Below are 21,050 nucleotides of genomic sequence, written 5' to 3' on the forward strand. Positions count from 1 at the left end.
CCTTGGAAAGTCGGTAGTCGAGGAAGAAAGGTAGGAATGTCGCGTAATTGCAAGAAATGTATAGATAAACGGCGGATTCCTGACTGACGGGTGGTTGACACGGCTTGTCTGCTCGCCACCCATCGCTATCATGGCGGCCGTCGAAAAAACGACCCTTCACGATGGAGCCTGCCATGAATGAACAACCAAGCACCCTCTATGCCAAATTGCTCGGCGAAACGGCTCCTATCCGTTGGCAGGAGCTGCAACCGTTCTTTGCCCGTGGCTCGCTGCTGTGGGTCGACAGTAACGCAGATCTGATTGCGGTGGCCGAGGCGGTTGCCGAGAACCATAGAGAAGCGGTTGCTGAATGGCTGGATTCGGCGCGGGTCGCGGTGTTGAGCGACAGGCACGCGGAGGATCTGCTGGCGCGTGATCCATCGCTCTGGGCTGTGGTGGTTGCTCCCTGGGTTTTGGTGCAGGAGCGCGCTGAAAAGTAGCGTTGGTTTCGAACGTTCGTTTTAACCGCTCTGGAATAGGACTCTTCCAGGGGTGGTAAACGATTTTTATGCTTTATTTTGGTGCTCCGTGTGGGTCGATTTGGGGCGCTGGGAGATTGGCATCATCGCCGAGTCTGGATGTCTATGCTCAGGAGACCGGAAGCCTTTTGGCGTTTCGGGGAATCCCTCAGCACAGGAGAGTGCTTATGTTCGAGCCCGGCCATCTATTTCGCGGCAACAGCCTGGCGGCGGGTGAGATACCCACCTATGCCATCGACCTGCATTACGACGTGCGCCAGGATGCGGCCGAAGGGCCGATGCTGCACGTGTCCCTCAAGGGGGAAATCGCAGGGGCGGCGTTCGAAGAGTCGTTCGAATTGCACCGTGATACCGCCTTCAACTTCGCCAGCGTGGTCAGCCGCCTGGCTCACAAGCATGGCTTGCCAACCAGTGTGGTGCTGATCAGTCACGAGCACGAAGAGTTCGACCAGATGTTCGAGGATATTCGTCAGCGTCTGGGCGCTCATAGCGGCGAGCCGGTTGATCTCGATCATCTTGAGAAAGATGGTCTGTAAGTGTTGTCGAGAGGCGAGCAGGTTCAATTCACTTCAAAGGCTCGGTCGGCGCTTCGGCCCGCGACAGCCTGGAGTCATGCATGAAAATATCTGCCAACCTGACCATGCTGTTCACCGAGCGGCCGTTGCTCGAGCGTATCGTCGCAGCCGCTGCGGCGGGCTTCGATGGCGTGGAAATCCAGTTTCCCTATGAGGTACCGGCGCTTCGCCTGAAGGACGAACTGGCGCGGGCGGGCATGCTGCTGGCGCTGATGAACTTTCCAGGCGGTGACTTCATCGCTGGCGGGCCTGGGCTGGCTGCGGTGCCCGCACGCCAGGCAGCATTCGACCAGGCTTTACAGGAGGCGCTGACCTACGCGGCCATGGTGCGCCCGCAATTCATCAACGTGCTGCCGGGACGGCTGGCCGAAGGTCTTGAGCGGGAGCAGGCGCTTGACACCTTGAGCGACAACATCCGCAAGGCGGCTGAGGCGTTCCAGGCCTTGGGTATCGGTGTGGTCAGCGAAGCGATCAACCCCATCGACATGCCGGGGTTTCTGATCAATACGCTGGAGCACCTGCAGGCGTTGCTGGCCCAGGTCGATCATGACAATTTCCAGGCTCAGCTGGATATTTATCACATGGCGCGGCAGGGGATAGATCCCGTCGAGGCTGTCGAAGTGCTAGCCGGGAATATCGGCCATGTGCAATTCGCCGACTGTCCGGGGCGCGGTGCTCCGGGGAGTGGGAATATTGATTTCGCTGCCTTGCGGCTGGCGCTGGAGAACAGTGGTTACCGGGGCTGGCTGGGTGCCGAGTGCCGCCCTGAAAAGGGCGATACCCGTGCCAGCCTGGGCTGGTTGAACGCGTGGCGGGCGCCTGCGATCAATTGACCAGAGGAGCGGTTACGCCAGCCGCGGGCAGCTTGAGCGCCAGGTTGCCGCGATCCGCCTGGGTTGGTGTGCTCTGGTTGTAAGCGTGGCGCCACAGCGGGTGCTGTTCGGCCTGTTGCCACAACTGCGTGTGCAGACGAGCGAGCAGCACCGGATCACTTAGCAGTGCCAGCTTGCTCTTGCCATCGAGCTTTTTAGGGCCCAGCTCCAGGGCTTCGCCGAGGACACGTTGCCGCGCCTGTTCGATCAGCGCTGCATTGCCGTGACGAGCCGTGGCCATGGCGCATGCCAGCGCATTGGGGAAGGGGCGCAGCACGGCTTCGATGAAGCCGTTTTCCATGGCGTGCTCGCGGTTATGCCGGGTATAGGCATAGGTGGAGAGCAGCGCCTGAGGCGGGTTGGACTCCTCAGGAATCAGGAACAGATTAACCTTCTTGCTGCGCAGCCCAAGGCTCAGACGGCTGGAGAATACCGAGACCGGAATCGACAGCATCAGCGACACCACGATCGGCGACAGCCACCACAGGAAGTTCGGGTCGAGCCAGGCCACGCCCGCTGTCCAGCCGACACCCAGCAACGCCTGCCAGCCATGGCGGCGTGTGGCGTCGCCCCAGGTGGTGATGCCGTTGTCGCGCTGCGGTGAGTTCCAGGTGGCGAGCCAGCCAAGGAACGCGGCGCTGACGAACATGGTGTGGAACAGCATGCGCACCGGTGCCAGCAGCACCGAGAAGAGCATCTCCAACAGCATGCTCAGGGTCGCTTTGAACGCGCCGCCGTATGCCTTGGCGCCTTTGATCCAGATGAGTATCACGGCGAGCAGCTTGGGCAGGAACAGCAGGGTCAGGGTGGTGGAAAACAGCGCGATGGCTTTTTCCGGGTTCCACCTTGGCCATACCGGGAACAACTGACCGGGCACCAGGAAGTATTGCGGCTCCATCAGCGTGTGAATGGCCAGCAGGGCGGTGGAGAGCAGTAGGAACATGAACCACAGCGGTGCCGACAGGTAAGACATCACCCCTGTCAGGAACACCGCCCGGTGTACCGGGTGCATGCCTTTGACCAGAAACAGGCGGAAGTTCATCAGGTTGCCGTGGCACCAGCGCCGGTCGCGCTGCAACTCGTCGATCAGGTTGGGCGGTAGCTCTTCGTAGCTGCCTTCCAGGTCGTAGGCGATCCACACCCCCCAGCCAGCCCTGCGCATCAGTGATGCCTCGACGAAGTCGTGGGACATGATGGCGCCAGCGAACGAGCCTGTGCCCGGCAGCGGAGCCAGGGCGCAGTGCTCGATGAACGGCTGCATGCGGATGATCGCGTTGTGGCCCCAGTAATGGGATTCACCGAGCTGCCAGTAGTGCAGGCCTGCGGTGAACAGCGGGCCGTAGGCGCGAGTGGCGAATTGCTGCAGGCGCGCGTACAGGGTGTTCATGCCCGCCGCCTTGGGCGAGCTCTGGATGATGCCGGCCTGGGGATTGGCCTCCATCAGCCGTACCAGCTTGGTCAGGCATTCGCCGCTCATCACGCTGTCGGCATCGAGCACGATCATGTAGCGGTAATCGCCGCCCCAGCGACGGCAGAAGTCGTCAATGTTGCCGCTCTTGCGCTTCACGCGACGACGACGACGGCGGTAGAAGATATTGCCGAAGCCTTTGGTCTCCTGGCACAGCTCCAGCCACGCGCGCTGCTCGGCCACGGCGATGTCGGCATCGCCGGTATCGCTGAGCACGTAGAAGTCGAACTGATCGAGCTCGCCCGAGGCCGCCACCGATTCGTAGGTGGCACGCAGGCCGGCGAAGACCCGTGGCACGTCCTCGTTGCAGATCGGCATGATGATCGCGGTGCGGGCTTTGGCATCGATTGGCTCGTTACCGGCACTGCTGCCGGAAATACCATAGCGGTCATAGCCACGCAGCAATTCCCAGAAGCCCATCAGCGCCGTCCAGAAACCTGCGGACACCCAGCAGAACAGCAATGAGAACAGAGCCAGAATACTGCCCTGCACCACATAGGGCAGAACCTGCAGCAGGCTTTCCTGCCAGCCTTGCTCCATGACTTCCTGCAGGTTGATCAGCGACCAGCCCTGATAGGGCAGGATGCTGTTCATGTACCAGGTCGCGACGGCAGTCTGGCTCAGCATCAGTATCAACAACACATAGCGGCGCAGCGACCCTACCCGGCGCCAGCGTGCGGGCTCGAGTTCGCGTTTTGGCGGGCGAGGCGGGTTGGACTTGCCGAACAGCGCGCGCCAGCCGCGGGTCAGCAGGTTGGTGCGCCACGGCTCGGGGGTCATCTTGGTGCGGTTGAGGGGCGGTGCAGCGCGCAGAATTGGCCGCCCGGCCGCATCCAGCGACAGCAGACCGGTGGCTTCCAGCGGTTCTCCTGCGCCCAGTTCGATACGTCGGGCAGCCGATTTATGCACGGCCTCTTCGGCGCTTGCCGCCTGCGTGCCGCCAAGGCGGCTGTGCAGTTCGGTAAAGTCGCGGCAGTCGGCCAAGGCTTCACGTTCAGTGACACTCAGCGGCAGGCTGTCCAGGTACTCGTCCAGGGCGGACTGCTCGGTGGTTTTCATGGGGCGGTAACCGTATTAGGTGGGAGTTGATAGCTCCAGGTTTCGCTGAGGGTCTTGTCACCCTCGACCAGAGCCGCGCGCATTTCCACCGCTTGCTTAGGATCCTTGACCTTGAGGCGCAGCGTCAGGCGCCAGCCTTTGGTCGCTGGGTTGTACTGCAGACTGTTGTCCAGCAACTCGGCGTTGTCATTGACGCTGACGTTGGACGTCACTGCCGCGTCGGGTTTGAGTTTGGCCAAGGCCGGGCCTTCAAAATCCACCAGCAAGGCGGTGCTGCCATCGAGCTTGCGGGTCAGGTTGGGCTGTTTGACTTCGCCGGCGCTGCGCATGGTTTGTTTGACCCAGGCCGTCTCTTGGCCGAGTTGCGCGTGTTCGTCCTTGGTCCAGTGCATGCGGTAGTCGAACTGCATCGGCTCGCCCGGCTTGGGCTGCTCGTCAGGCGTCCAGAAGGCGACGATGTTGTCGTTGGTTTCGTCCGGGGTAGGAATTTCCACCAGCTCGACCTTGCCCTTGCCCCATTCGCCCTTGGGTTCGATCCACACGCTGGGGCGCTGCTCGTAGCGATCTTCCAGGTCTTCGAACTGGGCGAAGTCGCGGCCGCGCTGAAGCAGACCGAAGCCTTTTGGGTTCTCAACCTCGAACGTGCTGACTCCAAGGTTTTGCGGATTGTTCAATGGGCGCCAGATGTGCTCGTCGTTGCCGGTATGGATCGCCAGGCCGTTGGAGTCGTGCAGTGCAGGGCGGTAATTCGGCTTGCTTGAGCGCTGGCTGGGGCCGTAGAGGAACATGCTGGTGAGCGGGGCGATGCCCAGCTTGTTGACGTTGTCACGCAGGAATACCCGCGACTGCACGTCTACCACCGAGTCCTTGCCCGGGCGCAGGATGAAACGATAGGCACCGGTGGCGCGCGGCGAATCGAGCAGCGCGAAGATCACCAGATGCTTGTCTTCCGGCTTGGGGCGTTCGATCCAGAACTCACGGAAATAGGGGAATTCTTCGCCGCTCGGCAGGGCGGTGTCGATGGCCAGGCCGCGGGCCGAGGCACCGTACACCTGATCCTTGCCGATCACCCGGAAATAGCTCGCGCCAAGCAGGCTCATGATCTCGTCGGACTTGCCTTTGGCGTTGATCGGGTACATCACGCGGAAACCGGCGTAGCCGAGATTCTTGATGGCATCGCCATCCTTGTCGATCTTCAGGTCACCGAAATCGAAACGCGCGGGGTCGTACTTGATTTCATTGACGCTGGTGGACGTCACTTCGTTGATCTTCACCGGGCTGTCGAAGTGCATGCCCTGGTGATAGAAACTCAATTTGAACGGGGTTTTACTGTCGGCCCATTCGTACTTGTCTTCGAGCGATTTGATCTTCTGGTAATCGGCAAACTGCAGGGTGCGCAGCTCGCTAGGCAGGTTGACGGCTGGAGCAGCGTAAGGCTTGTCCAGCAATTCCTTGGCGTCTGATGCCACGTCATCGAGTGAGAAGGCCAGCACATTGGCGCTGAACAATGAAGTGGTGCAGGCCAGGCACAGCGCGGCTGGAAGCATGCTGTGACGGACAGATGCCTTGACGGTTTTGAGGATCACAGATCCCTCCAGAAAACAGTAAGAAACAGCGGCGTGGTCGGCCGAACATCTCCTTCCGACCGTGATCGTTGCAGATGATTCCTGTGAATTTCCCGCCGCTTCGCTCTGAGCCTGTTCACGACCTCGCGAGCTAGAGCCATACAAGGCAAAAATAGGCGAGGACGCGGAGTTTACGAGCTGTAAATGAGCAGGCCGAGCCTGTTTTTAACGCAGTAGGGCAGACGCGCAGCAGGTTGTGAACAGGTTCTCAGAGTGTGCTGCGCTTCACAGGCAGAAACTTCAAGAGCTGCTTGCGGGTCGGCACCACCGCGTTCTCCTGGGCCCAGACGCAGAGGATCACGGTGAGCAGCAGGAACAGCGGGTAGAAGGCGATCGACAAGGTCTGCTCGCCGGCCTGAACCGCGCATTGCGCCCAGTTGGCGAAGCACTCGGTCGACGCCACGCTGAGCACCTTCTCCGAACGTGAGAACAGGGTGAAGGCCGGCACGTGCAGCACGAACAGCGGTAGCGAGGCAGCCCCCAGGCGCTGCGACCAGCGGCGTACCGGCTCACTGGACGGCGAAGGCGCCAGGGCGCACAGGTAGATCAGCATCATTTGCGACGGCAGGAGCAGGCCGTTGTGCAGCAGGTAGTACCAGTACTGCTCGCCCTCGACCAGCCAGGCCGCGCCGAAGAAGCAGGTCAGCACCGCGACGATCATCAGACCGATGCCTGCGCCGCCCGGCGAGCGGCCAGCGTCGCGCATGTCACGGAACAGGCCGTAGGCGAGAATGCCGGCAAGAAACTCCGGCAGGCGCACCAGCGGGTTGCGGTGCAGGATGCCGGTGAACGGCATGCCGTAGTCACCATTGAGGATCACCAAGGTCGGCGGAATCATGTAGATCAGGGTGAGTACGCCCAGCCACAGCACCTTGTGCTTCAGGCGCGCCAGGCGTGGGGCGACGAAGGGAAAGGTGAGGTAGAAGAAGAACAGCGTGGAGATCGACCACAGTGGCGGGTTGAAGGTTAGGTAGAACGGATTCCAGGCCTGCAGCATGAACAGTTGCAGCACCGTATTGAGTGCCAGCTCGCCGTTGCCCATGAAGTGTTCGAGGGTGGTGCGCGAGATTCCGGTCATGTCTTCGTTGGTGTCGTACACCACGAAACGGATGGTGGCCTTGGTCTCGTCCGGCGGGATGCCCAGGTTGCTGATGATGAAGATGACCGTGATGGTCAGCAGCAGGGAAAAGATGTGCAGTGGATAGAGGTTGGCGAAACGCCTGCTCCAGAAACTCACCGCCGGCTCGCGCAGCTCACCGCGCTTGCAGTAGACGTGGGCGAGCAGAAAACCGGACAGCACGAAGAACGTACTTGTGGCAAAAAAGCCGACACCGCTGAGCTGCTTGATGATCGGCAGCTTCTGTTCCGCGTAATTGTGCAGGGTATGGAAGACCACGATGTACAGGCCGAGTATGAAGCGCAGCCACTCAAGCCCGATGAAATGTTCCTTGTCGGTTCGGGTCATTCCCGATCTCCTTATATCAACCATCTTCCGGGCACAAATCGACCTGCGCAGAGAGCTTCACTGCGCAGCCTTGCGGCAGCGGGGTCAGTTTCTGACAGCGGCAATCGCGTTTCGATCTATCTTATTTACCGGGAAAGGGCGGTATGGCGGGAGCGGGTGTAAGGAGGGACGTAGCGTGTCATGTGCGCGAATCGAGCTCATGGCACTTGAGTCAGTCCCCAGTTTTGACCGCGTGAAAAATTGTAGGAGCCGGCTTGCCGGCGAAGTGATTTCTGGCGCAACGTCGATGCTTGCTTGACTACTACAGTCGCGGGCAAGTTTGCTCCAGCCGCCCTTTGGGCATCGGCCGTACGCTAAGCACCCGCCCCGCATCAAATACGCGGGGCGGGCTGCTAGGTGTGAAGCCGTTGAGTCAGTCGAACAGCACCTTGGCGACATCACTGTAGCGTTTGGCGAAATGCACGGTGATGCCTTCCTTGAGATAGTCCGGCAGTTCCTGGTAGGAGCCGCGGTTGGCCTCCGGCAAGATCAGCTCGTAGATTTTCTGTCGGCGTGCGGCAATGACTTTCTCGCGTACGCCACCGATGGCCAGCACCTGGCCGGTGAGTGTCAGTTCGCCGGTCATGGCCACGCCTTTTTTCGGTGCCTTGTTGCGAGCCAGGGAGAGCAGGGCGCTGGCGATGGTGACGCCGGCGCTCGGGCCGTCCTTTGGCGTGGCGCCTTCGGGGACGTGCATGTGCACGAAGGCCTCATCGAAGAAGGTCGGGTCGCCCTTATAGGTCTTCAGGTTGGAGCTGACGTAGCTGTAGGCGATCTCCGCCGACTCCTTCATGACCTCGCCCAACTGGCCGGTCAGTTTGAAACCACGGTTTAGGGTGTGAATCCGCGTTGCTTCGATCGGCAGCGTGGCGCCGCCCATGCTGGTCCAGGCCAGGCCGGTGATCACGCCGATACCCGACAGCACCTGCTCGCTGCGGAACACCGGCATGCCCAGGTATTGCTCAAGATCCTTGGCGGCGATCTTGACCTTGCTCTGCGGATCTTCGAGCAGCTTCACTACGGCTTTGCGCACCAGTTTGCCGAGCTGCTTTTCCAGTTGCCGCACACCGGCCTCGCGGGCATAACCCTCGATCAGCGCGCGCAGGGCGCCGTCGCTTATCGTCAGTTGCTTGCTCGATACGCCCGCCTTGTCCAGTTGCTTGGGCCACAGGTGGCGTTTGGCGATGGCCAGTTTTTCTTCAGTGATATAGCCGGAGAGGCGAATCACTTCCATGCGGTCGAGCAGCGGGCCGGGAATCGAATCCAGCGTGTTGGCTGTGCACACGAACAGCACCTTGGAAAGATCCAGACGCAGATCCAGATAGTGGTCGAGAAACTCGACATTCTGTTCGGGGTCGAGGGTTTCCAGCAGTGCCGAGGCCGGGTCGCCCTGGAAGCTGCTGCCCATCTTGTCGATCTCGTCGAGCATGATCACCGGGTTCATCACCTCGACATCCTTGAGCGCCTGTACCAGCTTGCCGGGCAGGGCGCCTATATAAGTGCGACGGTGACCCTTGATCTCCGCTTCATCGCGCATGCCACCGACCGAGAAACGATAGAAAGGGCGACCCAGGGATTCGGCGATGGATTTGCCGATACTGGTTTTGCCGACGCCGGGCGGGCCGACCAGCAAGACGATGGAGCCGGCGATCTCGCCCTTGAAGGCGCCTACAGCCAGGAACTCGGTGATGCGTTCTTTGATGTCGTCCATGCCCGCGTGGTGGTCGTCGAGCACCTGACGCGCATGCTTGAGGTCGAGTTTGTCCTTGCCAAACACGCCCCAGGGCACGTTGGTGGCCCAGTCCAGATAATTACGCGTAACCGCATATTCGGGAGAGCCGGTTTCCAGTACCGACAGTTTGTTCATTTCCTCGTCGATGCGTTTGCGGGCCTGGTCAGGCAAGGTCTTGCCTTCCAGGCGCTGGCTGAATTGTTCGGTATCGGCGCTACGGTCGTCCTTGGTGATGCCCAGTTCCTGCTGGATGATTTTCAGCTGTTCCTTGAGGAAGAACTCACGCTGATGCTCGCCTACCGAGCGGTTCACCTCGGCGGACAGCTCGTTCTGCAGGCGCGCCACTTCCACTTCCTTGCGCAGTAAGGGCAGCACTTTTTCCATGCGTTTGAGGATCGGCACGGTATCGAGCACTTCCTGCAGCACCTTCGCTTGTGCGGTGGTCAGCGCGGCAGCGAAGTCGGTCAGTGGCGATGGATCGTTGGGGCTGAAGCGATTGAGGTAATTCTTCAGTTCCTCGTTGTACAGCGGGTTGAGCGGCAGCAGCTCCTTGATCACGTTGATCAGCGCCATGCCGTAGGCTTTCACCTCATCGCGCGAATCATTGTCGTTGCGTGGGTACTCGACCTCGGCCAGGTAAGGCGGGCGATGGTGTTTGAGCCAGCCGCGGATACGCACACGGGTCAGGCCCTGGGCGACGAATTGCATTTTTCCGTCGTCGCCGCTGATGTGGTGCACACGCACCACGGTGCCATGCTCGGGCAGGGTGGAGGTGTCGAAGTGACGCGGGTCGGTGACCGGCTGATCGACGTAGAACAGGGCCAGAGTGCGGTGCTCGGTCTTGCTGACCAGCTCCAGGGTTTCCGCCCAGTGCTCCTCGTTGACGATCACCGGCAGCACCTGCGCCGGGAAGAACGGCCGATTGTGGATCGGAATCACATAGAGTTTGTCCGGCAGGTTCTGGCCGGGCAGCATCAGGCTATGGCTGGTCTGCTCCGAAGCGATCTCGATATCTTGCGTCTCGTTCATGCGGCACCTGTCTTTTCACGTTGAGTGTTAGATGGGGGGCCGTCAGCTTTTTTCAATATTTATTCGCTTATCTGCCCACAACTCTGAGCGCCAGTGGGGCTCCTGGAATGCTTGCAGGGTGTTTCGTACAACGGCCGTCATTCCACCGGTCGTGGCCCATACAGTTTTTCCATGCAACGCGGTAGAGTGCGCGCTTCGCCCATCGAGTTGCGAATCATGCTCAACGCCCGCCTCATGCGCCTGGACGACCAGGCCCACGAACACACTCACGACCATCATCAGTTGGTGATGTCGGTGTCGGGGCGTGCCGAGTTCGAGGTGGTCGGGCGTGGTGGCGAGGTGTGCCGAATGCGCGCCTGCCTGGTGCCAGGCGATGCCGATCACCAGTTCGCAGGCATCGGCGACAATCGCATGCTGATCGTCGATCTCAACGAGCAGGATATGTCCGCCGAGGATCTGCAACTGCTCGGCCACCTGTTCGATACGCCGCGTTATCCGCAGTTGGATGCCGACTTCCAGCACCTGCTCTGTTATGCCGGTGCCGAACTGGAACGCTACGGCAGTGATCACTTGCTGGCTCGTTCCCTTGGCGGTGTGCTGTTGCGTGCTCTGCATCTACGCCTGTTTGGCGAGTCGGCGGGGCGCAGCCATGGCTCGATGGATGTACAGCGCCTGGACGTCTATATCGCCAACAACCTGGCCCGGCGGATCAGCGTTGCTGAATTGGCCCATGTTGCTTGCCTGAGCTCTAGCCACTTCCATGCCCAGTTCAAGGATAGTGTTGGCCTCACCCCGCACCAGTACCTGCTCAAGGCGCGCCTCGACCGTGCCACACGGCTGCTGCGCGAGAGCGGTTTGCCGCTGATCCGCATCGCCGAGGAATGCGGTTTTTCCAGCCAGAGCGCCTTGACCACTGCCATGCGCCGCTACCTCGGCCTTACACCCAAGCGGCTACGCGGCTGCGAATAAAGCTCTTCAGGCAAACGGTTCACGACCTGCCGTCGGTTACTTTTCGGGTGCTGGCCTTTTGCCTTTGGTCAATCCGATAAAACGTGAACTTCTTCACTCATCCGGCTAATCTTTCCAGCAGCCCCTTCAGATTGCCGGAGAGGCCTGTGTGGCGACCTTGGTACGAGGTTGGCGTGTTCTGGACGAGTTCATCATGACCAAACGTTTTCTCCTCGCATTACCTCTGTGGTTACTCGCTTCGTTGGCCGTTGCCCAGGCTGCCAGCTTGCAGGGTGAACTGGTCGACGCCAAGGGCGCGCCGCTAGCCAACGCGGTGGTTACCCTGCAGGGCCCTGCGAATGGTGCTGCGGCACCAGGCAAAGCGGTGATTGATCAGCAGGACATGCGCTTCGTGCCCTCCGTACTGGCTGTACGTACCGGTACAGCGGTGACCTTCCCGAACCGCGACGACATCCGTCACCACGTCTATTCGTTCTCGGCGCCCAAGCGTTTCGAGCTACGCCTGTACCAGGGCACACCCAGTGCGCCAATCGTGTTCGATAAGCCAGGACTTGTGGTGTTGGGCTGCAATATCCACGACTGGATGGTTGGTTACGTGTACATCACCGACGACCCCTGGTTCGCCGTCAGCGACGCCCAGGGCAAGGTGGTCATCGACAATCTGCCCGCGGGAGACTACCGCGTAACTCTGTGGCACTCCGCCTTGCCGGACATGATGCCGCAACAGGCCGGCGCCCTGAAGGTCGAGGCTGGTGCAGTGCAACAGCGCTTCCAGTTGCCGGTTGAAGCACCGAGCGAAACCGAGCCGCCTGGCGCGCCGCCAAGCGCTTTCGGGGATGCCTTCAAGAAAGCCGTGGAACATGGTTCGCACTAGTTTCCAGGCGCGCATCGCCAGCGTTCTGATCCTGCTACTGCTTGTGGTGATCGGCGCGCTGTATTTCGCCGTTCAGGCGGCGACCAACGCATCGATTCGCACCCAGGCACGCGAGCAACTGGATGTCGGTACCGGTGTATTCGGGCAGTTGCTCGATGTGCACTCGCGACAGCTCAGGGACGCGGTGCAGGTGCTGACCACCGATTTCGGTTTTCGCGAAGCAGTGGCCAGCGGCGACGAAGCGACCATCCGCTCGGCACTGTTCAATCATGGCGCGCGCATCAATGCTGGCGTAGTGATGATGTTCGACATGGATGGCAAGCTGACGGCCAGTACCCTGGCGCCGTTGTCTACGGCGCGGGCCGAGCAGATCAACGCGCAACTGGGCAGTCAGGGGCAGAGCTTTCTGATGCCTTTCGATGGCAGCATTTATCTACTGGTGCAGGCCACAGTGAGTGCGCCGTTACCCATTGCTCGGCTGGTGATGGGCTTTGCTATCGATGAAAGCTTCGCCCGTGAACTGAACCAGCTCACTCACCTGGAACTGACCCTGACCGGCGCCATGGAAGGGCAGCCCGGCGTGCGTATAAGCACCCTGGACGATATGCCGATGATCGCCTTCGAGGGCGACAGCGGTGAAGTGCTGCATGGCGGCGAGCCCTTTCTGGTGCAGCGTCTGGTGCTCGCCAGCGGCGACGGCTTCCGCGTGCAGGCATTGCTGCAGCGTTCATTGGAGCAGGCGCGCGGTTCGATCGCGGCCCTCAACCGGAAAATCCTCTTCATCGCCGTAGTCGCATTGCTGGCTTCGCTGGTCGGCGCACTGTTGCTGGCGCGAAGCCTGTCTCAACCGATCTGCCGCCTGGCTGGTGCCGCGGAGCGAATCGGACAGGGTGACTATGAGGTGCCGCTGGCGCTCGATCGTGCTGATGAGCTGGGCAGCCTGGCCAAGGCCTTTCAGAGCATGCAACAGGGCATCGCCGAGCGTGAGCGGCAGTTGGCGCACAACGCCCTGCACGATCCATTGACCGACCTGCCCAACCGTAATCTGGCACTGGAGCGTCTGGGTAGCGCCATCACTGCGAAGCGCCATATTGCGCTGTTGTACCTGGGAATCGGAAATTTCCGCACGGTCTGTGAGAGCTGCGAGGCCGGTGGTGGTGATCTTGTCATGCAGCAGCTGGCCAACCGACTCAAGGTGGCATTGCGGCCGGCCGACAGCTTGGCACGTCTGGTCGGTGATGAGCTCGTGCTGCTGCTCGAAGGTACCGACGTCGACAGCGCGGTTGCTACGGCGGATCGTGTTCAACAGCTTTCCATGAAACCCTTTCGGGTCGACAACGTGAATGTTGCTCTGGACTGCCGGATTGGCATCGCCGCTTATCCCACCGATGGTGCTACACCGGAAGAGTTGCTGCGCCGTGCCGCCATCGCCATGCAGGATGCCGGGCATCTGGTGGGGCGAATTCAGGTGTATGAGAGTGGCCGCGATGTTGCCCAGCAGCGCCAGGTGCAATTGATTCGCGACCTGCGCCGTGCCGCTCAGCAGGAAGAACTGCTTCTGCATTACCAACCCAAGCTGGACATCCGCAACCCGTCGAAAATGCAGGCCGAAGGCCTGCTGCGCTGGCAGCACCCGCAGTTCGGCATGGTTTCTCCGGGCGAGTTCATTCCGCTTGCGGAGCGCACCGGCAGCATCCAGATACTGACCGCTTGGGTGATCGAAGAAGGTGTTCGGCAATTGCAAGAGTGGCGCCAACGCGGGCAGGTGGTGCAACTCTCGCTGAATATATCCACCGAGGATCTGATCGACGCCGAATTGCCCACGCGAGTCGGCCGTCTCTTGGCGCACTACAAAGTACCGGCCTCGCAGTTGATCTTCGAGATTACTGAGAGCGGGGTGATGCTCAATCCTGCCGTAGCGCTACAGGTATTGCATGGCCTGCGCGAGAAGGGCATCGGCCTGTCGGTGGATGATTTCGGCACCGGCTATTCTTCCCTGGCGCAGCTCAAGCGCATGCCGGTGCAGGAACTGAAGATCGACCAGACCTTCATCCGCGACCTGCACGACACCAGCGAAGATGCGGTGATCGTGCGTTCGACCATCGAAATGAGCCATAGCCTGGGCCTCAAGGTGGTGGCCGAAGGCGTCGAGCTGCAACGCAGCCTGGATCTGCTCGACCGCTGGCATTGCGACAGCGTGCAGGGCTACCTGATCAGCCGGCCACTGGCGGCGCAAGCCTTCGAGGCATGGATGCAGCGGCCGTTAACATCCCCTGTTTCTCTGGTGTATTGATCATGGCCTTATCCCAACTGACCGGCGCCCTCTTGTTTGGAATGCTCACCACGGCCGCTGTCGCCAGTGAAGGGCGGCTGCTGGCCACGGGCGGCGCTAGCAATCTGGAAGGCGCGGCCGGTGGCGGCATCACACCCTGGGCGGTATTGGCCGGCTATGGCGAGCAGGGCGAGTGGGGCGCGGACGTGTTCGCCACACGGGTGGAAACCGGTGACTACCGCCTCGACGTGGCCGGCGTCGCGGCCGCCTATGGGAATCGCATCGAGCTTTCCTACGCTCGCCAGCGCTTCGATCTGGGCAACCTGGCGCGTAACCTGAGCCTGCCGGAAAACAGCCTCAGCCAGGACATCTTCGGACTCAAGGTGCGGCTGTTCGGCGACCTCATCTATGACCAGCTACCCCAGGTATCGCTGGGCATTCAGCACAAGCGCCAGAAGGACTTCCTCATCCCCAGCCTGATCGGTGCCCAGCGTGACGCAGATACCGAAGGCTACCTGACCGCCAGCCGACTGATTCTCGGTGGTGCCTTCGGCTACAACCTGCTGCTCAACGGTGGCGTGCGCTACAGCCGTGCCAACGAACTGGGCCTACTCGGTTTCGGCGGCGACCGTCGCGACCGCCATTCGGTGCTCAAGGAAGGCTCCGTGGCCGTTCTGCTCAACCGCCGGTGGGCCGTGGGCGTGGAATATCGGGAGAAGCCGGACAACCTCAACTTCGCTGGGGAAAGCGACTGGGCCGACCTGTTCATCGGCTACTTTCCCAACAAGCACCTGGCCGTGGTGCTGGCTTATGCGCGGCTGGGCGAGATCGCCACGCTGGATAACCAGAACGGTGCCTATCTGTCCGTGCAGGGGAGTTTCTGAGCATGCTGCGTTCATTCTGCGTTGCGGCACTGTTGCTGCTGTTGCTGATCGGCTGCGCGCAGCAGCCAGCCAAGGACGACAGCCTGTACCGCGAGCTGGGCGAGAAGCCCGGCATCACCCGCATCGTCGAGGGCATGCTGCTCAACGTGGCGCGCGATGAGCGCATCGTGCACTTCTTTGCCAAGGTCGATATCGCCGGCCTGCGCGACAAGCTGGTTGATAAGTTCTGCGTGATCGCTGGCGGGCCGTGCGTCTACACCGGCGATACGCTCGAGGAAAGCCACAAAGGCCAGAAGCTGACGCCCAGCCACTTCAACGCCCTGGTCGAGAACCTGCAGGTGGCGATGGAAAGCGAAGACGTGCCAACGCCGACCCAGAACCGACTGCTGGCGCGGCTGGCGGCTCTGCGTGGGCAGATTATCGAGCAGTAGCCACTGTTTTATCCATGACGAAATAGGCTTAAAGTTCGGCCCCGTCTTTCAGCCTATTTTCGCGAGCCGATCATGTCCGTCACCTGGCACCTCAAGCCTCACTCCGAGCTAAGCAAAACCGAGTTGTACGCAGCTCTGGCGCTGCGCACCCAGGTATTCGTGGTCGAGCAGAACTGCCCCTATCTGGAAGTCGATGGTCGCGATCTGGAGGGCGATACCTGCCACTTGCTGGGCTGGCAGGGCGATGAACTGGTGGCGTACCTGCGCCTGCTCGACCCGGCGCTCAACGATGGCGAAGTCGTCATTGGCCGCGTGGTGACCGCCGCCAGCGCACGTGGCACCGGCCTTGGTCACGGCATGATGCAACAGGCGCTACAAGGCTGCGATCAACGCTGGCCCGGCGTGCCGGTGTACATGTCCGCCCAGGCGCACCTGCAGGGCTATTACGGACGTTACGGTTTCGTCGCAGTGACTGACGAATATCTGGAAGATGACATTCCGCATATCGGTATGCGTCGCGAGCCATAAGCGATAGCCCTGCGGTAACTGGCGATCCGTTTTTGCTGTGGGCTTTAGCCCACCACCCAAAATGCCCACAGCCCGAGGTGCTGAACCGCATGCTCTGAACCTCCGGCCACCATCGGCGTTGAATGGCTTTAGTGGGCTAAAGCCTCACCCTACGGTTGATGCCCCTGGGGGTAGGGTGGGCTTTAGCCCACCAACCGTAGGGGGTTCATCTACTCCAACCTCAATGAAAATCCCGGCTGCGCACATCCAGCCCCAGTAGCCAGTCGGTGAGGTCGACGAGTCTTCCGGCTATCACGTGTTGCACGCCATTGGCGGCCTCCAGATGCCCGTCGATGCGCAGCAAGCGAGCCTGCAGCAGCGTCTTGCGCTGGCGCTCGGCCAGCTCCAGGCGCACCAGTACGTTGATCATGCCGAACTCGTCTTCCAGGGTGACGAAGGTCACACCGCTGGCGGTCTGTGGGCGCTGACGGCCGATGACCAGACCAGCCACGCTGACCATGCGCCCCGGTTCCACGTGCTGTAGTTCGTTGCGGCTGCGGCAACGGGCGGCCCTGAGTTTGCTGCGCAGCAGCGACAGCGGATGCGGGCCGAGGGTGGTGCCCAGCGTCGCGTAGTCGGTCAGCAGGTTTTCGCCGACGCTGGGGCGCGGTAGCTCGATGGTGGTTTCCGTTTGTGCGGGCAGGCTGGCGAACAGCGGCAACTGCGGCTCGACACCGGCGATGGCCCAACGCGCCTGGTGGCGATGGCCAACCAGCGCCTGCAGGGCGCCTGCATCGGCCAGCCTTGCCCGGGCGTTGCTGTTCAGGCGAGCACGCCGGCACAGGTCGGCGACATCGCCGAATGGCGCGACGTTGCGGGCGGCCGCCAGGCGCAGGGCATCGTCCTCACGAAAGCCTTTCACCAGGCGCAGGCCGAGGCGGATGGCCGGCTGTGATTTGTCTATGGCTTCCAGGGTGCAATCCCACTGGCTGTAGCGCACGTCCACCGGGTGGATGCGCAAACCGTGGCGGCGGGCGTCCTGCAATACCTGGTCGGGGTTGTAGAAGCCCATTGGCCAACTGTTGATCAGCGCGCAGGCGAACGCCGCCGGTTCATGGCATTTGAGCCAGCAACTGGCGTAGGTGAGCAGGGCGAAGCTGGCCGCGTGGGACTCGGGAAAGCCATAGCTGCCGAAGCCCTTGATCTGCTCGAAGATGCGGTTGATGTATTCAAGCGGATACTCCTTCTCGAGCATGCGCTCGGTCAGCCGCTGGCGGTGATGTTCCAGGCCACCATGGCGCTTCCAGGCCGCCATGGAGCGGCGCAGCTCGTCCGCTTCGCCCGGGGTGTAATCGGCGGCGATGATCGCCAGCTCCATCACTTGCTCTTGAAACAACGGTACACCCAGGGTGCGCTCGAAGACGGGCTGCAGTTCGTCGGAGGGGTAGGTGACAGGTTCTTCCTGGTTACGCCGACGCAGGTAGGGATGCACCATATCGCCCTGAATAGGCCCCGGCCGCACGATGGCTACCTGGATCACCAGATCGTAGAAGGTCGCGGGACGCAGGCGCGGCAGCATGGCCATCTGTGCGCGGGATTCGATCTGGAACACGCCCACGGTGTCCGCGCGGCTGATCATCTCGTAAGTGGCCTTGTCCTCCTGGGGCAGTGTGGCCAGGGTCCAGTGTTTGCCGCGGTAGTCGGCAAGCAGGTCGAAGCAGCGGCGCAGGGCGCTGAGCATGCCCAGGGCGAGCACGTCGACCTTGAGCAGACCAACGGCATCGAGGTCGTCCTTGTCCCACTGGATCACCGTCCGCTCGGCCATGCTGGCGTTTTCCACCGGAACCAGCGTGTCCAGCGCGTGCTCGGAAATCACGAAGCCGCCAGGGTGCTGCGAGAGGTGACGGGGAAAACCAATCAACTCGCCGGCCAGCACCAGCACGCGATGCAGCACCTTGCTCTGCGGATCGAAGCCGGCTTCGCGCAGGCGCTCGGCATCGGGGATGCGGTCGCTCCAGCGGCCACAGCAGGCGGCCAGGGCGTTGATCTGGTCTGGCGGCAAACCCAGGGCCTTGGCCACGTCACGAATCGCCCCGGCACCGTGATAGGTGCTGACCACTGCAGTGAGCGCCGCCCGGTCGCGGCCATAGCGGCGGAACACGTACTGGATGACTTCCTCACGGCGGTCATGCTCGAAGTCCACATCGATATCGGGTGGCTCGTTACGTTCTCGGGACAGGAAGCGCTCGAACAGCAGCTTGCTGTGCATTGGGTCGAGCTCGGTGATGCCAAGGGCAAAACACACCACCGAGTTGGCTGCCGAGCCTCGGCCCTGGCAGAGGATCGACTGCTCGCGGGCGAAACGGACGATATCGTGCACGGTGAGAAAGTAGCTCTCGTAACCCAGTTCGCTGATCAGTTGCAGTTCGTACTCAATGCGGCCGCGTACCTCGTCACTGAGGCCTTTCGGCCAACGACCGGGAATACCGTCCTCAACCAGTTTGCGCAGCCAGGAACTGGCCTTGTGACCTGCGGGAACCAGTTCATGGGGATACTGATACTCGAGTTCGCCAAGATCGAACCGGCAGCGCTCGGCGATAAGCAAGGTTTCGGCCAGCAACCTCGGCGGATAAATCTCGGCCAGCTCCTCGCGGCGGCGCAAATGGCGCTCGCCATTGGCGAACAAGTAGGCGCCGGCTTCGGCCACCGGCAAGTGGTGACGGATCGCCGTCATGCAATCCTGCAGGGCTCGGCGGCCACGGGCGTGCATGTGCACGTTACCGCAGGCAACCGCACGGACACCCAGTTGCCCGGCCAGACCCAGACAATGCTGCAGGTGCGCCCGGTCATCGGCGCCACGGTGTAGCGCCACACCCAGCCACAGGCGCTCGGGAAAGCGTGCCTGCAGCCAGGCTCCGGCTGTGGCGTGGTCATCCGGACCTGGCAGCCAGATGGCCAGCAAGCCCTCCGGCGTTGCGGGAATGTCATCGATCAGCAGCCGATAGCGGCCTTTTTCCGCACGTCGCCGAGCTCGGGTGATAAGCCCGCACAGCGTCTGGTAGCCAGTCAGGTTCTCGGCCAGGAGGATCAACCGGGCGCCGTTCTCCAGCGTCATCTCGCTGCCGACGATCAAATCTACCTCGTGCTTCTTGGCCGCCTGCCAGGCGCGCACGATTCCAGCCAGGGTACATTCGTCGGTGATCGCCAGGGCGCGGTAACCCAGCAGCCTGGCCCGCTCGAAAAGCTCTTCGGCGCTGGAAGCGCCACGCTGAAAACTGAAGTTCGACAGGCAGTGCAGCTCGGCGTAGGCCACCTGGCTCATGCGAACCATCCGTGCAGATGCAGTGGGCCATCTTCGCCGACCGCGCGGAATGCCCAGCCGCGTTGGCCATTACGGGTCTCGATCAGGTAATAGTCGCGGCGTACGTCCTCGCCATCCCACCAGCCGGACTCGATGCGCTCGGGGCCCGTGAGAATACGCAGCCCGGATTCATGCAGAGCCTGAGGCTCCGGCAGCAGCCAGCTGGGCCGGGCACCGCATTGCCCAGTAACGGCGCTGCCCATAGTTTGCGTGCGCCAGGCTTTCTCGGGGCGATGATCGGCATGGGCGCTCAGGCCCTGTACGGCGTCGTCACCCAGGCGTGCCCGCAGGCGTTCGCGCAACTGTTCCCAGCCCAGGCTCTGCTGCGGGCGCTCGTCGAACAGCGCTTGGTGGTGCGGCACGAAAACCGGCAGATCATTGGCCACCAAGCGGATCGCCAGCACCGGCGACGGCAGTTGCAACTGCTCCAGACGGCCACGGGTGAACTCCAGCAACATCGCCGCTTCCCGTTCGGCACTGAGCAGGCCCACCGGCAGCAGGCTGTCATCACCCTCGCGGTGTTCCAGGTGCACCACGAAACGCTGCACGCCGCAGTCCCGCCCCGCCAGGTAGGCGGCCAGATCCGCAGTGAGGCGGCGTAATGGAAACAGCAGGGCCTGGGTCGATTCCGCCTCGAAGTGCAGCTCCAGGCGCGTATCGAACACATCCGGTGGCCGGTAATAATCCAGTGCCAGCGGGCGCAGGCCCAGCAGGGTATCCAGGCGACTCAGTAACTCGGCAGGAAAACGCCGCGCCAGGCTGTCACGAGGCAGCGCCTGTAACTGACGCACCTGGCGCAGGCCCATGCGCGTCAGGGCCGTGAGCAGCTCGACGGGCAGGCCGATGCGATCCAGAGGCATGGCCGCGATCTGCTGGCTCAGGGCCTGTTCGTCCGTCACCGCCAGGCCGTCGTGGAGATTGGCGAGCATGCGCGCTGCGGCTGGGTTGTGCGCCAGGGTGATGCGATGGCGAAAGCCCAGCGCCGTCAGCTCTTCGCGCAAGCGTGCTTCGAAGCGCGGCCAGGGGCCGAACAGGGCCAGGCTGGATTGCACCTCCAGCAGCAGGCAGCGTGGGTAGTGCAGGCTGACCTGGGAGCTGAAACCGTAAGCCCAGGCGGCGAGAAAATTGCGCCAGCGCTCGATATCCGCCGGGTCGTACTCGGCGCTGGCGAACGCGCAGTTCAGCGACTGCGCAGCCGTGAGCGTCTGCCCCGGACGCAGGCCAAGTGCCCGAGCCGCCGGGGTGACCGCCTGCAACAGCTGCCGCTGCGCTGGGCCGCTGAGCAGCACCAGCGGCGTGTCGGCGTCTTCGCGGCCGCGCAATATCCCGTCCATGGCCAGTTGCGGCAGAAGAATGCAGGCCCAGCGCAT

General features: G+C 62.0%; 15 protein-coding genes. 9 read left to right on the forward strand and 6 right to left on the reverse strand.

Annotated features, from left to right (window positions below):
* The first annotated feature begins 173 nt into the window (after positions 1 to 173).
* The 3 genes from ACZ0AI_RS00270 to ACZ0AI_RS00280 all read left to right on the forward strand — a co-directional run bounded on the left by ACZ0AI_RS00270 (position 174) and on the right by ACZ0AI_RS00280 (position 1,926).
* Positions 174 to 479: a DUF2288 domain-containing protein gene (locus ACZ0AI_RS00270; RefSeq protein WP_463564048.1), complete on the forward strand. Its 306-nt coding sequence runs from the start codon at positions 174 to 176 to the stop codon at positions 477 to 479.
* A 206-nt stretch (positions 480 to 685) separates the two neighbouring features.
* Positions 686 to 1,054, forward strand: coding sequence for a DUF5064 family protein (locus ACZ0AI_RS00275; RefSeq protein ID WP_225834241.1), 369 nt, complete (start codon positions 686 to 688; stop codon positions 1,052 to 1,054).
* Between the two features lie 80 nt (positions 1,055 to 1,134).
* Positions 1,135 to 1,926, forward strand: coding sequence for a hydroxypyruvate isomerase family protein (locus ACZ0AI_RS00280; protein WP_463564049.1), 792 nt, complete (start codon positions 1,135 to 1,137; stop codon positions 1,924 to 1,926).
* On the opposite strand, the gene mdoH is transcribed toward ACZ0AI_RS00280, so the two are convergent.
* The 4 genes from mdoH to lon all read right to left on the reverse strand — a co-directional run bounded on the left by mdoH (position 1,919) and on the right by lon (position 10,382).
* Positions 1,919 to 4,492: a glucans biosynthesis glucosyltransferase MdoH gene (mdoH, locus tag ACZ0AI_RS00285; RefSeq protein ID WP_463564050.1), complete on the reverse strand. Its 2,574-nt coding sequence runs from the start codon at positions 4,490 to 4,492 to the stop codon at positions 1,919 to 1,921. The genes ACZ0AI_RS00280 and mdoH overlap by 8 nt on opposite strands.
* Positions 4,489 to 6,039 (reverse strand): glucan biosynthesis protein G, encoded by a 1,551-nt coding sequence (locus ACZ0AI_RS00290; RefSeq protein ID WP_463566024.1) that lies wholly within the window; start codon positions 6,037 to 6,039, stop codon positions 4,489 to 4,491. Before ACZ0AI_RS00290 ends, mdoH begins: the two co-directional genes overlap by 4 nt.
* Positions 6,040 to 6,325: 286 nt before the next feature.
* On the reverse strand, positions 6,326 to 7,582 hold the full coding sequence (locus ACZ0AI_RS00295) for an acyltransferase family protein (RefSeq protein ID WP_463564051.1): 1,257 nt from the start codon (positions 7,580 to 7,582) through the stop codon (positions 6,326 to 6,328).
* Positions 7,583 to 7,994: 412 nt separating this feature from the next.
* Positions 7,995 to 10,382: an endopeptidase La gene (lon, locus tag ACZ0AI_RS00300; protein ID WP_463564052.1), complete on the reverse strand. Its 2,388-nt coding sequence runs from the start codon at positions 10,380 to 10,382 to the stop codon at positions 7,995 to 7,997.
* A 216-nt stretch (positions 10,383 to 10,598) separates the two neighbouring features.
* On the opposite strand from lon, the gene ACZ0AI_RS00305 reads away from it, so the two are divergent.
* From ACZ0AI_RS00305 to ACZ0AI_RS00330, 6 genes are all read left to right on the forward strand, one after another.
* A complete protein-coding gene (locus tag ACZ0AI_RS00305) occupies positions 10,599 to 11,351 on the forward strand; it encodes a helix-turn-helix domain-containing protein (protein ID WP_463566025.1) in 753 nt (250 codons plus the stop codon).
* A gap of 193 nt (positions 11,352 to 11,544) precedes the next feature.
* Complete coding sequence (locus ACZ0AI_RS00310) at positions 11,545 to 12,225, forward strand: methylamine utilization protein (RefSeq protein ID WP_225834233.1); 681 nt, start codon at positions 11,545 to 11,547, stop codon at positions 12,223 to 12,225.
* Positions 12,212 to 14,518 (forward strand): bifunctional diguanylate cyclase/phosphodiesterase, encoded by a 2,307-nt coding sequence (locus tag ACZ0AI_RS00315; protein WP_463564053.1) that lies wholly within the window; start codon positions 12,212 to 12,214, stop codon positions 14,516 to 14,518. The genes ACZ0AI_RS00310 and ACZ0AI_RS00315 overlap by 14 nt, the downstream gene beginning before the upstream one ends.
* A complete protein-coding gene (locus tag ACZ0AI_RS00320) occupies positions 14,515 to 15,381 on the forward strand; it encodes a DUF3034 family protein (protein ID WP_463566026.1) in 867 nt (288 codons plus the stop codon). The genes ACZ0AI_RS00315 and ACZ0AI_RS00320 overlap by 4 nt, the downstream gene beginning before the upstream one ends.
* Before the next feature lie 2 nt (positions 15,382 to 15,383).
* The gene (locus ACZ0AI_RS00325) at positions 15,384 to 15,812 is read left to right on the forward strand and encodes a group I truncated hemoglobin (protein WP_463564054.1); all 429 of its coding nucleotides are present in this window, start codon (positions 15,384 to 15,386) and stop codon (positions 15,810 to 15,812) included.
* A gap of 72 nt (positions 15,813 to 15,884) precedes the next feature.
* On the forward strand, positions 15,885 to 16,340 hold the full coding sequence (locus tag ACZ0AI_RS00330; RefSeq protein ID WP_463564055.1) for a GNAT family N-acetyltransferase: 456 nt from the start codon (positions 15,885 to 15,887) through the stop codon (positions 16,338 to 16,340).
* Between the two features lie 220 nt (positions 16,341 to 16,560).
* Here ACZ0AI_RS00330 and ACZ0AI_RS00335 read toward each other — a convergent pair whose 3' ends face one another.
* Together ACZ0AI_RS00335 and ACZ0AI_RS00340 are read right to left on the reverse strand one after the other, a co-directional pair.
* Positions 16,561 to 19,650, reverse strand: a complete 3,090-nt coding sequence (locus tag ACZ0AI_RS00335; RefSeq protein ID WP_463564056.1) for an error-prone DNA polymerase — start codon at positions 19,648 to 19,650, stop codon at positions 16,561 to 16,563.
* Positions 19,638 to 21,050 carry a Y-family DNA polymerase gene (locus tag ACZ0AI_RS00340; protein WP_463564057.1) on the reverse strand — a complete coding sequence of 471 codons (1,413 nt, stop codon included), beginning with the start codon at positions 21,048 to 21,050 and terminating at the stop codon, positions 19,638 to 19,640. The genes ACZ0AI_RS00335 and ACZ0AI_RS00340 overlap by 13 nt, the downstream gene beginning before the upstream one ends.

The organism is Pseudomonas sp. AC355, assembly GCF_979258205.1.